Below are 19,204 nucleotides of genomic sequence, written 5' to 3' on the forward strand. Positions count from 1 at the left end.
ACGGCAACGCTCCTGTTATTGGCATTGATCGGCGATGTGTTGCGGCACCGCGATGGGGATTTCCAGCAGTTGCTGGGCGAAGGCCTTGCCTTGGGGATCGATGCGCAGGCTGGCAATGCCGCCGCCGCCCAAGGCGTTTTCCAGCAGGAAGTTCAGGCTGTGGCTGCCGGGCAGATACCAGCGCTCGACACGGCCGTGGAGCGGGTCGAGCACGTGGCTCATCCAGTCGACGATCACGGCGGGAGTGAGGGCTTCGGCGATCCACGGCAGGTACTCGGGATCGCGGGCGATCACGCCGATGTTGCTGTGGTTGCCCTTGTCGCCGGAGCGCGCCACGGCGAGTTTCACCAAGGGCACGCTGGCGTCGGCACGGCCTTGTGGCTTGGGTGGATCCATCGGTATGGCCGGCAAGGTTGGAGCGTCGGCCATCGGCAGCGTGCACGCGTGGCGCTCGCCTTGGCAGTCGATCAGTAACTCACATGAGGACTTGTCGATCAGAAACGAAAACAACCGAATCAACGGGTACACGGTCGGTCGGCCGCCGACGATCCCGGTCAACCCCGGTGCCATCCCGGTAGCAGCCTGGGCAATCTCGCGGGCGAACAGCGCCAGCGCTTGCCTGTTCGGGTGCCGCACCGCCAGCTTGACCACCACTTCACGACAGTCATGGCGCATCGCATGTGCGCCATAGGTGGCTTCGCTGCCCAGCAATTCGATATTCACCTCGGTGTACGGCGCCCAGCCGCGTTGGCTGAAGAGTTCCGAGGTCTTGTTGATGATCGCCTGGCTGACCCGCTCGGCCTTGGCCACCGCGTCGATCCCGGCAATCAGGCAACTGGCGGTGCAACGGAAGCCATCGGGGTAGGTGGCACTGACCTTGTACTGGCCGGTGGGCGGCGAACCCTTGGCGCCGTGCAGGTGCACGCGGTGTTTTCCTTGCTGCTGCAGTTTGACCTGGGTGAAATCGCAGATCACATCGGGCAGCAGATAGGCGCGTGGGTCACCGATTTCATACAGCAACTGTTCGGCCACGCTGAGTGTGCTGATCAGCCCGCCGGTGCCGTCGATCTTGTTCACGGTGAACTGGCCGTCGGCGCTGACTTCGACGATGGGGAAGCCGATGTGTTCATAGTCCGGCACATCGCGCCAGTCGGTGAAGTTGCCGCCGGTGCACTGGGCGCCGCATTCGATGATGTGCCCGGCCAGGGCGGCCTGGGCGAGGCGGTCGTAGTCGTGCCAGGACCAGTCGAATTCATGCACCAGCGCGGCGCTGACCACCGCGCTGTCGACCACGCGCCCGGTGATGACGATATCGGCGCCCAACGTCAAGGCGCGGGTGATGCCCGGTGCGCCGAGGTAGGCGTTGGCGGACAGGCATACCGGCGGCAGTGGTGCGCCGTTGAACATATCGGTGGTGCCCGCCAGTTTTTGCAATTGGGGTTGCAGGTCATCGCCCAGCAGCACGGCGATCTTCAGCGGTACCTGGGCTTTATCGCAAGCCGCTTGCAGCGCCGCGGCGCAGGCCTGGGGGTTGATGCCACCCGCGTTGCTGATTACCCGGATGCCCTGGCGCTGGATATCGACCAGCAGTGGCGTGAGCACCTCGACAAAGTCCGGGGCGTAACCGGCCTGGGGATTTTTCAGCCGTGCGCCGGCGAGGATCGACAGCGTGACTTCCGCCAGGTAGTCGAACACCAGGTAATCCAGCGCACCGCCGTGCACCAACTGGGCAGCAGCCGTGCAGGTGTCGCCCCAGAAGGCGCTGGCGCAGCCGATACGAACCGTCTTGCTCATGAGAAATCCTTCCTCGAATGGCTGTTGGCGAGACTACCAAGCAAGCGCTTGGTTTGTAAACTCCAGTCACAGGTTTTAGCCAAGCGCTTGCTTGGTTGGCGGCCACGGCCTAAATTGCCGGCCAAGACGTCAGTAGAAGTAGAGGAGAGCAGCATGGATGAGCACCAAGCCCTGCGGGTGATGCGCACCATGGTCGATGGCGGCCAATTGACCGATCCCGACAGCGCCCGGGGCAAGTTGCTGCAAACCGCGGCGCACCTGTTTCGCAACAAGGGTTTCGAGCGCACCACCGTGCGTGACCTGGCCAGTGCGGTGGGCATTCAGTCCGGCAGCATCTTTCATCACTTCAAGAGCAAGGACGAGATCCTGCGGGCGGTGATGGAGGAAACCATCCACTACAACACGGCGATGATGCGGGCTTCGCTGGAGCAAGCGACGAACGTGCGCGAGCGTGTACTGGCGCTGATTCGCTGCGAGTTGCAGTCGATCATGGGCGGCAGCGGCGAAGCCATGGCGGTGCTGGTATATGAATGGCGCTCACTGTCGCAGGACGGCCAGGCCCAGGTCCTGGCGCTGCGCGACGTGTATGAAGACCTCTGGCTGCAAGTGCTGGGCGAGGCCAAGGCCGCGGGCTATATCAAGGGCGATGTGTTTATCGCGCGGCGCTTCCTCACGGGTGCCTTGTCCTGGACCACCACGTGGTTTCGCGCCGAGGGCAGCCTGACGCTGGAGCAGTTGGCCGAAGAAGCCCTGCTGATGGTTCTGAAAGCCGACTGAGGCGCAAGCTATTAATTTGCCGGTAGAAAGTTGTCTCGCCAGACAAAAACGCCTAGCTTATCGACATCAATCGGTTGAACGGTGTGTGCCTTGATGTTTTCGCCATGGCGGCTGGCTGCAGGACTGACAATATGGGCACTGGGCGCCGTGTGGTGGATGCCGGCCTCGGCTGCGCAATTGGTGCGCATTGGCGCGGCGCATTTCCCGCCTTACACCGTGCGCCCGGAGCAGGGCGCCGACACCGGGTTGCTGCCGCAATTGGTCGAGGCCTTGAACGCCTCGCAAACCGACTACCAGTTTGTGCTGGTGCCCACCTCCATCCCCAGGCGTTTCCGCGATTTCGAGCAGGGCCGGGTCGACATGGCCATCTTCGAAAACCCCGCCTGGGGCTGGCAGAAAATCTCCCACACCAGCGTCGATATGGGCCTGGAAGACGCAGAGATTTTCGTCGCCCAGCGTGAGCCAGGTCGCGGCCAGGAGTATTTCGCCGACCTCGCGGGCAAACGCCTGGCGGTGTTCAGCGGATATCACTACGCCTTCGCCAGCTTCAATCCCGACCCCAGGAACATGGCCGAGCATTTCAACGCCACCTTGACCTATTCCCATGACAGCAACCTGCTGATGGTTGCGCGTGGGCGGGCGGACATTGCCCTGGTGACCCGTTCGTACCTGAGTGACTTTATGGTGCGCAATGCGGATATGGCCGCGCAGTTCCTGGTGTCGGAGCGTATCGATCAGGTTTATCACCATTACGCCTTGCTACGGCCGAAGGCGCCGATCACAGGGCCTGCGTTTGCCGAACTGCTCAAGCGCCTGCGCGATAACGGCGAGATGCTGAAGATTTTCGAGCCGTACCGCATCGACGTGATGGCGGTACCTTGATCGGGTAAATTTCTTCCCCCGGCTCACGTCACTTCCTTATCTGTCGACGATTACGTGAGCCCCTCCCATGTCCAATCTCAATGACCTGTCGGTCCTGCCGTTGCCGGCCGGGCCTGCCCTGAATGCCGATGAAACCGAAAGCCACCTGAGCCTGACCCTGGAAGGCCAGCCGCTGGCGCGTTTGCGCCTGGAACGTGGCGATCAGTTGCAGGTGCATCTGCAGAACCCCGGCGATGTGCCTTCCGCCCGCGCCTTGTGGGCCGCCTGCTACTGGTTGTTTGCCAAGGAGCCTGCCCGGCAGCGCCTGACCTGGCACCTTGCACATGTGCCCGAAGACGCCTTGCGCAGTGGCTTGCTGAGGGCCGCCGAGACCGCCGGGCAGTATCGCTGCGAGCGCACCCTGTTCTGGCAGTTGCCCCAGCCGTGGTTGGGGCATTCGTCCAGTGGCAGCTACCCGCAACAGATGATTATCAGTGCCGGCAAGCGCCACCCGGTCCGCGCACCGAAACCCCGAGGTGAGGTTTACCGACGTTACGACGCTCGCCTCGGCGCCTGGATTTCCCTGCGCACCGTTGAAATCGATGTGGACCTGGCGCGCTTCAATCGCTGGCAGAACAGCGCACGCGTGGCGAATTTCTGGCAGGAAAGCGGCAGCCTGGAGCAGCACCGGGAATACCTCGACAAGCTCGCCGCCGATCCGCATACCCTCACGCTGATCGGCTGTTTCGACGATGAACCCTTTGCCTATTTCGAAGCCTACTGGGCCAAGGAAGACCGTATCGCACCGTTCTACGCTGCGGCCGACTACGACCGTGGCATCCACATGCTGGTGGGCGAGGAACACCATCGTGGTCCGCACAAGGTCGCCAGTTGGCTATCGGCGCTGGTGCACTACCTGTTCCTGGATGACCCGCGCACCCAGCGGGTGGTGGCGGAACCGCGTGCCGATAACGCGAAGATGATCGGCCATATGCACAACCAGTGTTTCCACTGTGAGAAGGAATTCGACTTCCCGCACAAGCGTGCGGCGCTGATGATCCTGGGGCGGGAACGGTTTTTTGAGCGGTGCGGGTTGATCTGAGGCGAGGTTCACGGCCGGGAGCGGGCAGGCCGCTCCCCATTTTTTTTCCTCAGACCCGGCGTGCGAAGGTATCGCTATGGCTGCCCGACACCTTGCGGCAGTGCACCAGCGCATCGCGGATCATGAAGTTGACCAGCGTTGGCGACACCCCCAGTTCCTTGGCGATGTCCTTTTGCGGCACGCCGTGCAAGCGGTACATCTCGAACGCGTAGCGGGTGCGCTGGGGCAGCTCGGTCAGCGCGTCGGCAATGTTTTCCAAGGTGTTGAAATTGATGTGCGAGGTTTCCGGTGAAGCGCCGTGAATAACCACATTCAAGCCTTCCTCTTCCGTTCCGGAGTATTTGAGTTCCAGGGCCTGCTTACGGTAGTGATCGATGGCCAGGTTGCGCACGATCTGGAACAGGTAACTCAGTTGGGCCTTGAACGATGATGTGATCGTCGGCGCCGATTGCAGGCGAAAGTAGGCGTCCTGCACAACATCTTCGGCGCGGGAGCGGCAGCCGGTAATGCGTGCTGCGATCTTCACCAGAATCAATCGATTGTCGACGAACGCCTGGAGAAGTGGTGAGTCGCACCTGCCTGTGGATACTTGTTCCGTCATGGAAATCACCTTGAGAAATAGGTTGGGGGAGGGCGTCCTTGCTGAGGCCTCCTACACATCGGGCAACAAATTAGGCTGAATGATAATGATTGTCAAATGAGAAGGCGAACTAATCTTATGCTTTCTTGTTCGGTGTGAACCACGTCTCGCTCATCCCCGGCGACTAATTATTTGCGGTTGCCGTCCGTTCTTCTGGGTGACAGGTCCGTTAGCAAGGCGGCCAAGGATCAGCACCCGCAGGAGGACGAAATGGGTTTTTACCGTGCACACAGCGTGTTTCAGTTTGGAGTCTTCGAGCGATGAGCACGCCGACCCGGCTGCGCCTGTTCTGCCTGCCCTATTCAGGCGCCAGCGCCATGGTCTACGCACGGTGGCGCCGAGCGTTGCCCGAGTGGCTGCAGGTTTGCCCGCTGGAATTGCCCGGTCGCGGCATGCGCATGGACGAGCCCTTGCAGCGCGACATCAAGGCCTTGGCCGCGCAACTGGCGGATGAAATCAGCCACGATTTGAGTGGCCCCTACGCGTTGTTCGGCCACAGCCTTGGCGGTCTGCTTGCCTTTGAGTTGGCCCACGCGTTGAACGCCCGCAACGTCCCTGCGCCGCTGGCGCTGTTCGCGTCCGGCACTGCCGGCCCGGCGCGTCGCGATGTCAGCGAATACGCCATCGAAAAGACCGATGAGCAGCTGATCGCCCGCCTGCGTGAACTGCAGGGCACCGCCGAAGCAGCCCTGGCCAACCCCGAATTGATGCAACTGATGTTGCCCATCCTGCGTGCCGATTTCCTGCTGTGCGGCAGCTTCACCTATGGCGAGCGCACGCCGTTGGCCTTGCCGATCCATGTGTTCGGCGGCAAGCAGGACAGCGTGCGCGCCGACCAATTGCTCGACTGGCAACTCGACGCTGCCAGCGGCTTTTCCCTCGACATGTTCGACGGCCACCACTTCTTTCTCGTGCAGCACGAAAGCGCTGTATTGCGCTGCCTGCGGCGCTACGCCGACGAACACTTGGCCCGCTGGCGCAATGGCGTGACGCGGCAACTGGTCGCCGGCTGATAGCCACTTAATTCCCGAATTTCCCGTAAGCCGATTTCAGGCAGGAACCCCATGATGGACGCCTTCGAACTTCCCCGCACCCTGGTCCAGTCCCTTCAACGTCGCGCCGTGCAGACCCCGGACCAGGTGGCTCTGCGCTTCCTGGCCGAGTCCGCCGAGCACAGCGTTGTGCTCAGTTATCGCGACCTCGACCAGCGCGCCCGCACCATCGCCAGCGCCCTGCAGGCCAATGCCGCGTTGGGCGACCGCGCCGTGCTGTTGTTCCCCAGCGGCCCGGACTACGTCGCGGCGTTCTTTGGCTGCCTGTACGCCGGGGTGATCGCGGTGCCGGCCTACCCGCCGGAGTCCACCCGCCGTCATCACCAGGAGCGTTTGCTGTCGATCATCAGCGACGCCGAACCGCGCCTGCTGCTGACCATCGCCAGTCTCGCCGAGGGCCTGGCGCAGATCGAAAATGCGCCGCCGGTGTTGAGTGTCGACACCTTGGACGGCACTGACAGTTGGGTCGCCCCCGAGCTGCATCCCGACGACATCGCCTTCCTGCAATACACCTCCGGCTCCACGGCACTGCCCAAGGGCGTGCAAGTCAGCCACGGCAACCTGGTGGCCAACGAAGTGCTGATCCGTCGCGGCTTCGGCATCGACCTCAACCCCGACGACGTGATTGTCAGCTGGCTGCCGCTGTACCACGACATGGGCCTGATCGGCGGCCTGCTGCAACCGATCTTCAGCGGCGTGCCGTGCGTGCTGATGTCGCCGGCGTACTTCCTTGGCCGGCCATTGCGCTGGCTGGAAGCGATCAGCGAATACGGCGGCACCATCAGCGGCGGTCCGGATTTCGCCTACCGCCTGTGCAGCGAGCGCGTCAGCGAATCAGCCCTGGAGCGCCTGGACCTGAGCAAGTGGCGCGTGGCCTATTCCGGTTCCGAGCCGATCCGTCTCGACACCCTGGAGCGCTTCGCCGAGAAATTCGCCGCCTGTGGTTTCAGCTCAGACAATTTCTTCGCGTCTTACGGCCTGGCCGAGGCGACGCTGTTTGTCGCTGGCGGCACCCGGGGTCATGGCATCCCGGCGCTGCGCGTCGACGAGACGGCGCTGGCCGCCAACCGCGCCGAGCCGGGGCAGGGCAGTGCGATCATGAGTTGCGGCACCAGCCAGCCGGAACACGCGGTGCTGATCGTTGACCCTCACACGTTGAATGAATTGCCCGACAACAGCGTCGGCGAACTCTGGGCCACCGGGCCGAGCATCGCCCACGGCTACTGGCGCAATCCTGAAGCCACCGCCAAGACCTTCGTCCAGCACGCCGGGCGGACCTGGCTGCGTACCGGCGACCTGGGCTTTATCCGCTTTGGCGAGGTGTACATCACCGGCCGCCTCAAAGACCTGTTGATCGTGCGCGGTCACAACCTCTACCCGCAAGACATCGAGCAAACCATCGAGCGCGAAGTGGAAGTGGTGCGCAAAGGCCGGGTTGCGGCGTTTGCGGTGAATGACCAGGGCCTGGAAGGCATCGGCATCGCCGCCGAAATCAGCCGCAGCGTGCAGAAAATCCTGCCGCCCGAAGCGCTGATCAAGGCCATCCGCCAGGCCGTGGCCGAGGCCTATCAAGAGGCGCCGAGCGTGGTGGTGTTGCTCAACCCCGGCGCGTTGCCCAAGACGTCCAGCGGCAAGGTGCAACGTGCGGCCTGTGCGCTGCGTCACGCCGATGGCAGCCTCGACAGCTACGCGCAATTCCCCGATCTGCAAGGGCAGGCTGGCGATGCGGCACTGGACGGCGAGTTGCAACAGCAGATCGCGACGATCTGGTGCGAGCAGTTACAGGTCGCGAGTGTCGCTGCCGACGATCACTTCTTCCTGCTCGGCGGTAACTCCATCACCGCCACCCAAGTGGTCGCACGCCTGCGTGAAACCCTTGGCCTGGAGCTGAACCTGCGCATGCTGTTCGAGGCACCGACCCTGTCGACGTTTGCTGCCCATGTTGCACAGTTGCAGCAGGACGGCGGCGTCGCCCAAGGCGCAATTCATGCCTTGTCACGCCAGGACGAATTGCCCCAGTCCCTGGCCCAGAATCGCCTGTGGATCACCTGGCAACTGGACCCGCAGAGCAGCGCCTACACCATTCCCGGCGGCCTGCGCCTGCGTGGCGAGCTGGACGAAGACGCGGTGCGCCTGAGCTTCCAGCACCTGATCCAGCGCCACGAAGCCCTGCGCACCCGCTTCTACGAGCGTGATGGCCAAGCCTTCCAGCGCGTTGACGCCAACGTAGCGTTCGACCTGCAAGTCATCGACCTCAGCGACCTGCCCGCCACCGAGCGCGAAGCCCGTGCGCAGCAGATCCGCGAAGACGAGGCGCGCACGCAATTCGATCTGGAAAAAGGCCCGCTGCTGTGGGTGACCCTGGTGCGCCTGGACGATGAAGACCACCAATTGCTGGTGACGCTGCATCACATCATTGCCGATGGTTGGTCGCTCAACATCCTTATCGACGAGTTCTCGCGCCTGTACGCCGCCGCCTCCCAGGGACAATCCCTGGCGCTGCCGCCGCTCGCCCTGCAATACGCCGACTACGGCAGTTGGCAGCGCCAATGGCTGGCCGAAGGTGAAGGCCAGCGTCAACTGGCGTACTGGAAAAACCAACTGGGGGACGAGCATCCGACCCTGAGCCTGGCCACCGACCACCCGCGTTCCGCCCACCACCTGCACAGTGCTGCGCGTCATAGCGTGCGCCTGAGCGCCGGCCTCAGCGAAGCGATTCGCCAGACCGCCCAGGCCAACGAATCCACGCCCTTCATGCTGTTGCTGGCGGCGTTCCAGACCTTGCTCTATCGCTACAGCGGCCAGCGCGATATCCGCATCGGCGTGCCCAACGCCAACCGCCCGCGCCAGGAAACCCAAGGCCTGATCGGCTTCTTTATCAACACCCTGGTGCTGCGTGCCGAGCTGGACGGGCGCCTGCCGTTCACCCAGCTATTGGCCGCCACCCGCGAAACCGCGTTGGGCGCCCAGGCCCATCAGGACCTGCCCTTCGAACAACTGTTGGAAGCCTTCCCCCAGGCCCGCGAGCAGGGCCTGTTCCAGGTCATGTTCAACCACCAGCAACGCGATCTCAGCGCTTTGCGCCGCCTGCCGGGCATGCTCGCCGATGAGTTGCCGTGGCACAGCCGCGAAGCCAAGTTCGACCTGCAACTGCATACCGAAGAAGACCGCAACGGCCGTCTGAGCCTGGCGTTCGACTACGCCGATGAGCTGTTCGAAGGCGCAACCATCCAGCGCCTTGCCGAGCACTTCACCCACCTGCTGCACGCCATTTGCGAGCACCCCCAGCAAGCCCTCGGCGACCTGCAGTTGCTGCCGGTGGGCGAACAGCAGCCATGGAGCCAGGCGCCGTGTGCGCCGGCCCAGCAATGGTTGCCCGAGCTGCTCAATCGGCAGACCTCGGACACCACCGCGCTGGTCTGGCAGGACGGCAGCCTGACCTTCGCCCAACTGCACACCCAGGCCAACCGCCTGGCCCATTACCTGCGCGACAAAGGCGTCGGCCCGGACGTGTGCGTGGCCATCGCCGCCGAGCGTTCGCCGCAACTGCTGATTGGCCTGTTGGCGATCATCAAGGCCGGTGGCGCCTATGTGCCGCTGGACCCGGATTACCCCGCCGAGCGCCTGGCCTACATGCTCAAGGACAGCGGCGTGCAACTGCTGCTGACCCAAACCGCATTGCTGGAGCAACTGCCGAGCGCCGACGGCGTGTGCGTCATCGCCATGGACAGCCTGCACCTGGACCGCTGGCCGACCCAGGCACCGGGTCTGCACCTGCACGGCGACAACCTTGCCTACGTGATCTACACCTCCGGCTCCACCGGCCAGCCCAAAGGCGTGGGCAATACCCATGGAGCGCTGGCCGAGCGCTTGCAGTGGATGCAGGCCACATACGCACTGAACGACACCGACGTGCTGATGCAAAAGGCACCGATCAGTTTTGACGTGTCGGTGTGGGAATGCTTCTGGCCGTTGATCACCGGCTGCCGCCTGGTGCTGGCCGGCCCGGGTGAGCATCGCGATCCGCACCGCATTGCGCAGTTGGTGCAGGAGCACGGCGTGACCACCCTGCACTTTGTGCCGCCGCTGTTGCAGTTGTTTATCGACGAGCCGTTAGTGGCCGAATGCACCAGCCTGCGTCGCCTGTTCTCTGGCGGCGAGGCGTTGCCGGCCGAACTGCGCAACCGCGTATTGGCGCAGTTGCCGGCGGTGCAGTTGCACAACCGCTATGGCCCGACCGAAACCGCGATCAACGTCACCCACTGGCACTGCACCGCAGAAGATGGCGAGCGCTCGCCTATTGGCCGGCCGCTGGGCAATGTGATCTGCCGCGTATTGGACGATCACCTCAACCTGTTGCCAGCCGGTGTGCCGGGCGAACTGTGCATCGGTGGCATTGGCCTGGCGCGGGGTTACCTCGGGCGTGCCGGTTTGACCGCCGAACGTTTTATTGCCGACCCGCTGGGCGAGGCCGGCGCGCGCCTGTATCGCACCGGTGACCGCGTGCGCTGGAATGCCAATGGCGTGCTCGAATACCTCGGCCGTCTCGATCAGCAGGTCAAGTTGCGCGGCTTCCGTGTGGAACCGGAAGAAATCGAAGCACGCCTGCTGGCCCTGGACGGTATCGCCCAGGCCGTGGTGCTGGTGCGCAACGCCACGCTGATCGGCTACTACACCGCCAGCACCGCACTGGATGAACAGGACGTGAAAGCCGCCCTGGCCGCCGAGCTGCCTGAGTACATGGTGCCCGCGCAACTGATGCGCCTGGACGCCATGCCCCTGAGCCCCAGCGGCAAGCTGGACCGCCGCGCATTGCCGGAGCCGGTGTGGCAAACCCGCGAACACATTGAGCCCGAAACAGTGTTGCAGCAGCAGATCGCCGCGATCTGGCGCGAAGTGCTCGGCCTGCCAGCAATCGGCCTGCGCGACGACTTCTTCGCCCTCGGCGGCCACTCGTTGCTGGCCACGCAAATCATCTCCCGTACCCGCCAGGCCTGCGACGTCGAACTGCCGCTGCGCACCTTGTTTGAAGCCAGCGAACTGGGCGCGTTTGCCGAGCAAGTCGAGCGGATCCAGGCGTCGGGCCAGCGCAACCAGCAAACTGCGATTGCCCAGGTCGACCGCAGCCAGCCGGTGTCGTTGTCCTATTCCCAGCAGCGCATGTGGTTCCTCTGGCAGATGGAGCCGGACAGCCCGGCCTACAACGTCGGCGGCATGGCGCGCCTGCGGGGTGTGCTGGATGTGGGGCGTTTCGAAGCCGCGTTGCAGGCCTTGATCATGCGCCACGAAACCCTGCGCACCACGTTCCCGAGCGTCGACGGTGTGGCCTATCAGAAGGTCTCGCCGCAGACCGGCCTGCGCATGGACTGGCAGGATATTTCGGCGCTGAACGAAACCGAGCGCCAGCAGCGTTTGCAGCAACTGGCCGATCATGAGGCCCACACGCCGTTCAACCTGGAAACCGGGCCGCTGCTGCGCGCCTGTGTGGTCAAGGCCGGCGAGCAGGAGCACTACCTGGTGCTGACCCTGCACCACATCGTCACAGAAGGCTGGGCCATGGACATCTTTGCCCGTGAACTCAGCGCGTTGTACGAAGCCTTTATCGACGAGCGCCTGTCGCCCCTGGCGCCGTTGCCGGTGCAATACCTCGACTACAGCGTGTGGCAGCGCCAGTGGCTGGAATCCGGCGAGCGCCAACGCCAACTGGATTACTGGACCGCACAACTGGGCAGTGAGCATCCGCTGCTGGAACTGCCGAGCGACCGCCCACGACCGCCGGTGCAAAGCCACCAGGGCGAGCTGTACCGCTTCGATCTGAGCGACGAATTGGCCGCCCGTGTGCGCGCCTTCAACGCCGAACGCGGCCTCACGCTGTTCATGACCATGACCGCGACCCTGGCCGTGTTGCTCTACCGCTACAGCGGTCAGACCGACCTGCGCATCGGCGCCCCGGTGGCCAACCGCATCCGCCCGGAAAGCGAAGGGCTGATCGGCGCGTTCCTCAATACTCAGGTGCTGCGCTGCCAGCTCAATGGGCAGATGAATGTCGGCGAATTGTTCGAGCAGGTGCGCCACACCGTGATCGAGGGCCAGTCCCACCAGGACCTGCCGTTCGACCATCTGGTGGAAGCCCTGCAACCACCGCGCAGTGCCGCCTACAACCCGCTGTTCCAGGTGATGTGCAACGTGCAGCGCTGGGAATTCCAGCAGAGCCGCCAATTGGCCGGCATGACCGTCGAATACCTGGCCAACGATGCCCGTGCGACCAAGTTCGACCTCAACCTGGAAGTCACCGACCTCGACCATCGCCTGGGTTGCTGCCTGACGTACAGCACGGATCTGTTCGACGAGCCGCGCATTGCGCGCATGGCTGAACATTGGCGCAACCTGCTGGAAGCGTTGATTGCCGACCCGCAACAACGCCTCAGCGAACTGCCGCTGCTGACCGCCACCGAACAACGCGCATTGCAGGACAGCCTGGGCGTCGAGGCCGGTGAACACCGCCTTGATCAGTGTATCCACCCGTTGTTCAGCCAGCAGGCGCTCAAGCGTGCGGATGCGCCGGCCCTGACCTTTGCCGGCGTTACCCTCACTTACGCAGAACTCAATGCCCGTGCCAATCGCCTGGCCTGGATGCTGCGCGAACGCGGCGTCGGCCCACAGGTGCGGGTCGGCCTGGCGCTGCCGCGCTCCCTGGAAATGGTCGTCGGCCTGCTGGCGATCCTCAAGGCCGGCGGCGCCTATGTACCGCTGGACCCGGAATACCCGCTGGATCGCCTGCACTACATGATCGAAGACAGCGGCATCGGCCTGCTGCTCAGCGACGCGGCGATGTTCGAAGCCCTCGGTGAACTGCCGGCCACAGTGGCGTGCTGGTGCCTGGAGGACGACTCGCCCGTGCTGGCGAACTACCCGGCCGATGAGCTGCCGTTTATCAGCCTGGCGCAACACCAGGCGTACCTGATCTACACCTCCGGCTCCACCGGCAAACCGAAAGGCGTGGTGGTGTCCCATGGCGAAATCGCCATGCATTGCCAGGCCGTGATCGCGCGCTTCGGCATGCGCCCGGATGACTGCGAGCTGCATTTCTATTCGATCAACTTCGACGCCGCCACCGAGCGTCTGCTGGTGCCGTTGCTCAGCGGCGCGCAAGTGGTCTTGCGGGCCCAGGGCCAGTGGGATGCAGAGGAAATCTGCGGGCTGATCCGCACCCATGGCATCAATATCCTCGGCTTTACCCCGAGCTATGGCAGCCAGTTGGCGCAATGGCTGGCGACCCAGAATCAGACCTTGCCGGTACGCATGTGCATCACTGGCGGCGAAGCCCTGACCGGCGAACACTTGCAGCGCATTCGCGCAGCCTTCCAGCCCGAGGTGTTTTTCAACGCCTATGGCCCGACCGAAACCGTGGTGATGCCACTGGCCAGCCTCGCGCCCGAGCAGTTGGAAGAGGGCGCCGGCAGCGTGCCGATCGGCAGCATTATCGGCGACCGCGTGGCGTACATTCTCGACGCCGATCTGGCCTTGGTGCCCCAAGGTGCGACCGGTGAGTTGTTCGTCGGCGGCGCGGGCCTGGCCCAGGGTTACCACGAGCGTCCGGGCATGACGGCGGAGCGTTTTGTCGCCGATCCGTTTGCCGCCAATGGCGGCGCCTGTACCGCACCGGCGACCTGGTGCGCCAACGCGCCGATGGCCTGGTGGAGTACCTGGGGCGTATCGACCATCAGGTGAAAATCCGTGGTTTTCGCATTGAGCTGGGCGAGATCGAAACCCGCCTGCTGGAACACGAAGCGGTGCGCGAGGCGGTGGTGCTGGCGCTGGATTCGCCGAGTGGCAAACAGCTGGTGGCGTACCTGGTCAGCGACGCAGAGCACGGCCCATTGCGCGAGGCGTTGAAGGCCCACCTCAAGGCGCAATTGCCGGACTACATGGTGCCCGCACACCTGATCGTGCTCGACAGCATGCCGCTGACCGCCAACGGCAAGCTCGACCGCCGCGCCTTGCCGCAGCCGGACCCCGAGGCCAATCGCCAACAGTACGTGGCCCCGCGCAACGAACTGGAAAGCACCCTGGCCGCGATCTGGTGCGCGGTGTTGAACGTGCAGCAAGTCGGTCTGGACGATAATTTCTTTGAGCTGGGTGGCGACTCGATCCTGTCGATCCAGGTGGTCAGCCGGGCGCGGCAGGCGGGGATTCATTTCAGCCCCCGCGACCTGTTCCAGCATCAGACCGTGCAAACCCTGGCCGCCGTCGCCACGCGCTCCGAGCAGGTCACGGCGGAGCAGGGCGTACTCACCGGCAGCTCGGGCCTCACGCCGATCCAGCATTGGTTCTTTGATACCGATGTTCCGGCGCGTCAGCACTGGAACCAGGCGCTGGTGCTCAAGCCACTGCAACTGCTGGAACCTCATCGCCTGGAACAAGCGCTGCTGGCAGTGCTGGAGCACCACGACGCACTGCGCCTGAGCTTCACCCGGCGCCATGCGCAATGGCATGCCGAGCATTTGGCCGTGCCCCAGGGCGGCGTGCTGATGCAGGCGCAAGTGCGCGATATGGCGCAGTGCACCGCGCTGTTCACCGACACCCAGCGCAGCCTCGATCTGGAACACGGCCCGCTGCTGCGCGCCTTGCTGGTGGACGGCCCCGAAGGCCAGCAACGCCTGCTGATCGCGATCCATCACTTGGTGGTGGATGGCGTGTCGTGGCGGGTGTTGCTCGAAGACCTGCAGAACGTCTATCGCCAACTCAGCGAAGGCCAATCCGTCAGCCTGCCGGCCAAGACCAGCGCGCTACGTGACTGGGCCGCACGCTTGCAGGCCTATGCCAGCAGCGAATCCCTGCGCGAAGAATTGCATGTGTGGCAGGACCAATTGGCGGGCCCGGCCGTGGCGTTGCCGGTGGACCGTGCGCAGGGCACGTTGCGCAATCGCGATGCCGAGACCGTCAGCGTGCGCCTGGGTGCCGAACACACCCGTCAGTTGCTGCAACAAGCGCCAAGCGCATATCGCACCCAGGTCAACGACCTGCTGTTGACCGCCTTGGCCCGCGTGCTGTGCCGCTGGAGCGGGCATGACTCGGCGCTGATCCAACTGGAAGGCCATGGCCGCGAAGCCCTGTTCGATGAGATCGACCTGACCCGCAGTGTCGGCTGGTTCACCAGTGCGTACCCATTGCGCCTGACGCCGCAGGCTGAACAGGGCGACTCGATCAAGGCCATCAAGGAACAACTGCGCGGCGTGCCGCACAAGGGCCTCGGTTATGGCGTGCTGCGCTACCTGGCGGACGATCTGTGCAAGCAGGCCATGGCAGCACTGCCAAGCGCCGACATCACCTTCAACTACCTGGGGCAGTTCGACCAGAGTTTCGGCAGCGAGGCGCTGTTCCATCCGCTGGATGAATCGGCGGGCCTGGCCCACGACCCGGATGCGCCACTGCCCAACGCCCTGAGCGTCGACAGCCAGGTGTATGGCGGTGAACTGGTGCTGCGCTGGACCTTCAGCCGCGAACGCCACGATGCACACACCGTCCGCGAGTTGGCCGAAGCCTACCTGGCCGAGTTGCACAGCCTGATCGCGCATTGCCTCAGGGACGATGCCGGCGGCCTTACGCCGTCCGACTTCCCCCTGGCGCACCTGACCCAGCCGCAACTCGACAGCTTGCCGGTTCCGGCCAGCGCCATCGAAGACGTGTACCCGCTGACCCCGATGCAAGAGGGCCTGTTGCTGCACACCTTGCTCGAACCAGGCACCGGCCTGTACTACATGCAGGACCGCTACCGCATCAACAGCGCCCTCGACCCGGAGCGCTTCGCCCAGGCCTGGCAAGCGGTGATCGCCCGTCATGAAGCCTTGCGCGCCTCGTTCTGCTGGAACGTCGGCGAAGACATGCTGCAAGTGATCCACAAACCCGGCAGCACGCCAATCGAGTACCTGGACTGGAGCAAGGACCCTGAGGCTGAGCAAGAGCCGCGCCTGCAAGCGTTGCTCAAGACTGAGCGCGAAGCCGGCTTCGATCTGCTCAACCAGGCGCCGTTCCACCTGCGCCTGATCCGCGTTGGCGAAGCGCGCTACTGGTTCATGATGAGCAACCACCACATCCTTATCGATGCCTGGTGTCGTTCGCTGCTGATGAATGACTTCTTCGAGATCTACATGGCCCTGGGCGAAGGCGTTGAGGCGCAGTTGGCCACACCGCCGCGTTATCGCGACTACATTGCCTGGCTGCAACGCCAGAATCTGAATGAAGCACGCCAGTGGTGGCAGCAGAACCTGCAAGGCTTTGAGCGCACCACACCGATCCCGAGCGACCGGCCGTTCCTGCGCGAACACGCGGGCCACAGCGGCGGCATGGTGGTGGGCGACTGCTACACCCGCCTGGATGCCCGCGATGGCGCGCAACTGCGGGAATTGGCCCAGGCCCATCAGCTCACCATCAATACCTTTGCCCAGGCGGCATGGGCCCTGGTGCTGCGTCGCTTGAGCGGGGACCGCGACGTGCTGTTCGGCGTCACCGTGGCCGGGCGTCCGGTGCAAATGCCCGAGATGCAACGCACCGTCGGCCTGTTTATCAACAGCATCGCGCTGCGGGTGAAGCTGCCGCAAGACGATCAACCGTGCAGCGTGCGCCAATGGTTGAGCGGCCTGCTCGACAGCAATATGCAGCTGCGCGAGTACGAATATTTGCCGCTGGTGACCATCCAGGAACACAGCGAACTGCCCAAGGGCCAACCGCTGTTCGACAGCCTGTTCGTGTTCGAAAACGCCCCGGTGGAAACCTCGGTGCTGGACCGTGCACAAAGCCTGAATGCCACTTCGGATTCCGGCCGCACCCACACCAACTTCCCGCTGACCGCGGTGTGCTACCCCGGTGATGACCTGGGCTTGCACCTGTCTTACGACCAGCGTTACTTCGACGAAACCACCGTGCAAAGCATGCTCGGCGAGTTCAAGCGCCTGCTGCTGGCGCTGGTGCAGGGCTTCCATGGCGACATGGCCGACCTGCCGTTGATTGGCGAGCAGGAGCGCGAGTTCCTGGTAGAAGGCTGCAACCAGAGTGAGCACGCTTACCCGCTGGACCGCAGCTATATCGAGCTGTTCGAAGCGCAAGTCGGCGAGCATCCGCAGCGGATCGCCGCCAGTTGCCTGGACCAGCAATGGACGTACGATGAACTCAACCGTCGCAGTAATGGCCTCGGCCATGCGCTGATCGCGGCGGGCGTCGGCCTGGATCAACCGGTGGCACTGTTGGCCGAGCGTAACCTCGACCTGCTGGGCATGATCATCGGCAGCTTCAAGGCCGGTGCCGGTTACCTGCCGCTGGACCCAGGCCTGCCGAGCCAGCGCTTGAGCCGCATCATCGACATGAGCCGCACGCCGTTGCTGGTGTGCACCGAGGCGTGCCGTGAGCAGGCCATTGAGTTGCTCGACGGTGTCGACTGCCAGTTGCTGGTGTGGGAAGACGTGCCTGCCCGTGGGGAAAACCCAGGCATCTACAGCGGCCCGGACAACCTCGCCTACGTGATCTACACCTCGGGCTCCACCGGCCTGCCCAAGGGCGTGATGGTCGAACAACGCGGCATGCTCAACAACCAATTGAGCAAACTGCCGTACCTGGACCTGAGCGCGGCGGACGTGATCGCGCAAACCGCGTCGCAAAGCTTCGATATTTCCGTGTGGCAATTCCTTGCCGCGCCGCTGTTCGGCGCGCGGGTGGACATTGTGCCGAACACCATCGCCCACGATCCCCAAGGCTTGCTGGCCCACGTTGAGGCGCAGGGCATCACCGTGCTGGAGAGCGTGCCGTCGCTGATCCAGGGCATGCTGGCCCAGGACCGCATCAGCCTTGATGGCCTGCGCTGGATGCTGCCGACGGGTGAAGCGATGCCACCGGAACTGGCACACCAATGGTTGCTGCGCTATCCGCAGATCGGTTTGGTGAATGCTTATGGCCCGGCGGAATGCTCGGATGACGTGGCGTTCTTCCGCGTCGATTTGGCGTCGACCCGTGGCACCTACCTGCCGATCGGCACGCCGACCGACAACAATCGCCTGTACCTGTTGGATGGCGCGCTGGAGTTGGTGCCCCAAGGTGCTGTGGGTGAATTGTGTGTGGCCGGCACTGGCGTCGGCCGTGGTTATGTCAGCGACCCGTTGCGCACGGCCGGCGTGTTTGTGCCGAACCCGTTCGGTGCGCCGGGCGACCGGCTCTACCGCACCGGCGACCTGGCGCGTCGGCGCAGCGATGGCGTGCTGGAATACGTTGGGCGCATCGACCATCAAGTGAAGATTCGCGGCTACCGCATCGAACTCGGTGAAATCGAAGCGCGCCTGCACGAACAACCCGAGGTGCGCGATGCCGCGGTGGGCGTGCAAGAGGGCGTCAACGGCAAGCACCTGGTGGGTTACCTGGTGGCGGCCGATGAAGCGCTGAACCAGGCGAACGCCTGGACCGCATCAAGCAGCGCCTGCGCGCCGAACTGCCGGAATACATGGTGCCGCTGCACTGGCTATGGCTCGACCGCCTGCCGCTCAACGCCAACGGCAAACTCGACCGCAAGGCCCTGCCAGCCCTGGAGATTGGCCAGTTGCACAGCCAGGACTACCTGGCGCCGCGCAACGAACTGGAAACCACCTTGGCCGCGATCTGGGCCGAAGTGCTGAAGGTCGAGCGGGTGGGGGTGGAAGACAACTTCTTCGAACTGGGCGGGCATTCGTTGCTGGCCACGCAGATCGCCTCGCGAGTGCAGAAAACCTTGCAGCGCGATGTGCCGCTGCGGGCGATGTTCGAGTGCAGCACGGTGGCGCAATTGGCCGAGTATATCGATGGGCTTGCGGCCAATGACATCAGCGCGGAGAAGGTGGATCGGTTGAGTGATTTGATGGCGGAGTTGGAGGGGCTTTAAGCGTCGCAGCCCCCCACCCACACTTGAATGTATTCACACATCAAAATGTGGGAGGGGGGCTTGCCCCCGATGGCGTC

At 63.9% G+C, this 19,204-nt stretch carries 6 protein-coding genes and 1 pseudogene; 5 read left to right on the forward strand and 2 right to left on the reverse strand.

The genetic code is table 11. The annotated features are described in order from the left end of the window. Positions 1-15 precede the first annotated feature (15 nt). On the reverse strand, positions 16-1,794 hold the full coding sequence (locus tag IQK56_RS12425; protein WP_193863556.1) for an acyclic terpene utilization AtuA family protein: 1,779 nt from the start codon (positions 1,792-1,794) through the stop codon (positions 16-18). A 153-nt stretch (positions 1,795-1,947) separates the two neighbouring features. Between IQK56_RS12425 and IQK56_RS12430 the strand changes: the two genes are divergently transcribed. From IQK56_RS12430 to IQK56_RS12440, 3 genes are all read left to right on the forward strand, one after another. Beyond that, entirely contained in the window at positions 1,948-2,571 is a 624-nt protein-coding gene (locus tag IQK56_RS12430) for a TetR/AcrR family transcriptional regulator (RefSeq protein ID WP_122308113.1), read from the forward strand. Between the two features lie 93 nt (positions 2,572-2,664). Beyond that, complete coding sequence (locus IQK56_RS12435) at positions 2,665-3,453, forward strand: substrate-binding periplasmic protein (RefSeq protein WP_193863557.1); 789 nt, start codon at positions 2,665-2,667, stop codon at positions 3,451-3,453. A gap of 67 nt (positions 3,454-3,520) precedes the next feature. Further along, on the forward strand, positions 3,521-4,534 hold the full coding sequence (locus IQK56_RS12440; RefSeq protein WP_193863558.1) for a GNAT family N-acetyltransferase: 1,014 nt from the start codon (positions 3,521-3,523) through the stop codon (positions 4,532-4,534). A 49-nt stretch (positions 4,535-4,583) separates the two neighbouring features. Here IQK56_RS12440 and IQK56_RS12445 read toward each other — a convergent pair whose 3' ends face one another. After that, a complete protein-coding gene (locus IQK56_RS12445; RefSeq protein WP_005789991.1) occupies positions 4,584-5,135 on the reverse strand; it encodes an RNA polymerase factor sigma-70 in 552 nt (183 codons plus the stop codon). A 299-nt stretch (positions 5,136-5,434) separates the two neighbouring features. Between IQK56_RS12445 and IQK56_RS12450 the strand changes: the two genes are divergently transcribed. Together IQK56_RS12450 and IQK56_RS12455 are read left to right on the forward strand one after the other, a co-directional pair. Continuing rightward, positions 5,435-6,187 carry a thioesterase II family protein gene (locus IQK56_RS12450; RefSeq protein WP_122308110.1) on the forward strand — a complete coding sequence of 251 codons (753 nt, stop codon included), beginning with the start codon at positions 5,435-5,437 and terminating at the stop codon, positions 6,185-6,187. A 51-nt stretch (positions 6,188-6,238) separates the two neighbouring features. Then, positions 6,239-19,127, forward strand: a pseudogene (locus IQK56_RS12455) (non-ribosomal peptide synthetase). Positions 19,128-19,204 lie beyond the last annotated feature (77 nt).

The organism is Pseudomonas cyclaminis (assembly GCF_015163715.1).
GTDB classification, from domain to species: domain Bacteria; phylum Pseudomonadota; class Gammaproteobacteria; order Pseudomonadales; family Pseudomonadaceae; genus Aquipseudomonas; species Aquipseudomonas cyclaminis.

Bases quoted from the DNA above. Each gene is read 5' to 3' on its own strand.
- IQK56_RS12425 (WP_193863556.1), bottom strand. From the start codon at position 1,794: ATGAGCAAGACGGTTCGTATCGGCTGCGCCAGCGCCTTCTGGGGCGAC.
- IQK56_RS12430 (WP_122308113.1), top strand. From the start codon at position 1,948: ATGGATGAGCACCAAGCCCTGCGGGTGATGCGCACCATGGTCGATGGC.
- IQK56_RS12435 (WP_193863557.1), top strand. From the start codon at position 2,665: ATGTTTTCGCCATGGCGGCTGGCTGCAGGACTGACAATATGGGCACTG.
- IQK56_RS12440 (WP_193863558.1), top strand. From the start codon at position 3,521: ATGTCCAATCTCAATGACCTGTCGGTCCTGCCGTTGCCGGCCGGGCCT.
- IQK56_RS12445 (WP_005789991.1), bottom strand. From the start codon at position 5,135: ATGACGGAACAAGTATCCACAGGCAGGTGCGACTCACCACTTCTCCAG.
- IQK56_RS12450 (WP_122308110.1), top strand. From the start codon at position 5,435: ATGAGCACGCCGACCCGGCTGCGCCTGTTCTGCCTGCCCTATTCAGGC.